General features: G+C 58.6%; 1 protein-coding gene. It reads right to left on the reverse strand.

The features are described 5' to 3' along the window. Positions 1-1167 (reverse strand): Ig-like domain-containing protein (locus AC07OO_RS25510; protein WP_495084986.1); only part of this gene is annotated, 1167 nt, incomplete at both ends.

Below are 1167 nucleotides of genomic sequence, written 5' to 3' on the forward strand. Positions count from 1 at the left end.
CGCCGTTGACGCGGGCATTCAAGGTGACGGTGGCGTTGCCACCGCTGCGGGCGGTGACGGCTGTGCTCAGGGTTACGACAGACGTGGCTTTGCCTACGGTTTCAGCCACGGTGTTGGAGGTGCTGCTGGCTGCGCTGGTGTCGCCCGAGTAGGTGGCCTTGACGTTGGCCACGCCCGTCATGGGCATGTTGTTGACGGTGAGTACCGCTTGGCCGTTGGCGACCGCCGCCGTTCCCAGGATGGCTCCGGCTTCGTTGAAGAAGGTGACCAGGCCTGTGAGGGGCGTGCCGTTGGTGCCGCCTGTGACGGTGGCTGTGAAGTTGACGCTTTGGCCGGCAACTGTGCTGGTGGCTGAGCTGCTCAGCGTGGTGGTGGTGGCGGGGATCGTGGCTGCTGCCGCAACCGCAATGGTGCTGGCGGCTGAAGCCGCGCTGGCATTAAAGCCATCGCCACTGTAGGCGGCTGTAATGCTGGAATTGCCTGCGTTGGTCAGCGCATTGGTCGTGAGGGTGGCAACACCGCCAACGACATTGGCTGTACCCAATACGGTTTGTCCGTCGTAGAAGGTGACGCTTCCGCCATTTGTGGGTGTCTTTTGGCCAGAAAAACCAACAAGGTTGATTTGCTCACCGTTTGCAAAGAATGACGAATCCAGGCATAACGGCTGCGTGATATTCACGGTCACCGAACGCAGCACGGTATTGTTTTTCCAATAGCGTATTGCAGTGCCGTCATACGTGACGCTCAGTACATCGCTAGAGGTGTAGGTGGCACCCAGGCTTGCGCCGGTTCCGTTCTCGTAATAGTAGGCGTTGCCGTTGGAGCAGTAAATGCACCAATCAATGCTGTCGAAGCGCGTATCCGTCGTTGGGTCTACGTTCAGACCTACTGCATAGTTGGCGCCGGGGCCTGCTTTAAAGCTGACGCTGGCTCCGCCAACAAAGCCACTGGTGGTGTAAATGGAATTGTCATAGGTGCCTGCATTAGCACCGGTCTTGGTTACCGTGGTGCCAGACACGGTAAGTCCGGACGTGGTTGTCAGACCCAGACTGCTCAGGCTATTCAAGTTGCTCAGCGTCTTGATGCCGCTCACATTGGCCGTCAACGTGATCTGATTGCCCGCATTGATGCTGTTGGCCGAGCTGCTCAGACTCACACTGACCGGCG

It is taken from the genome of Rhodoferax sp. GW821-FHT07G04, from assembly GCF_059418585.1.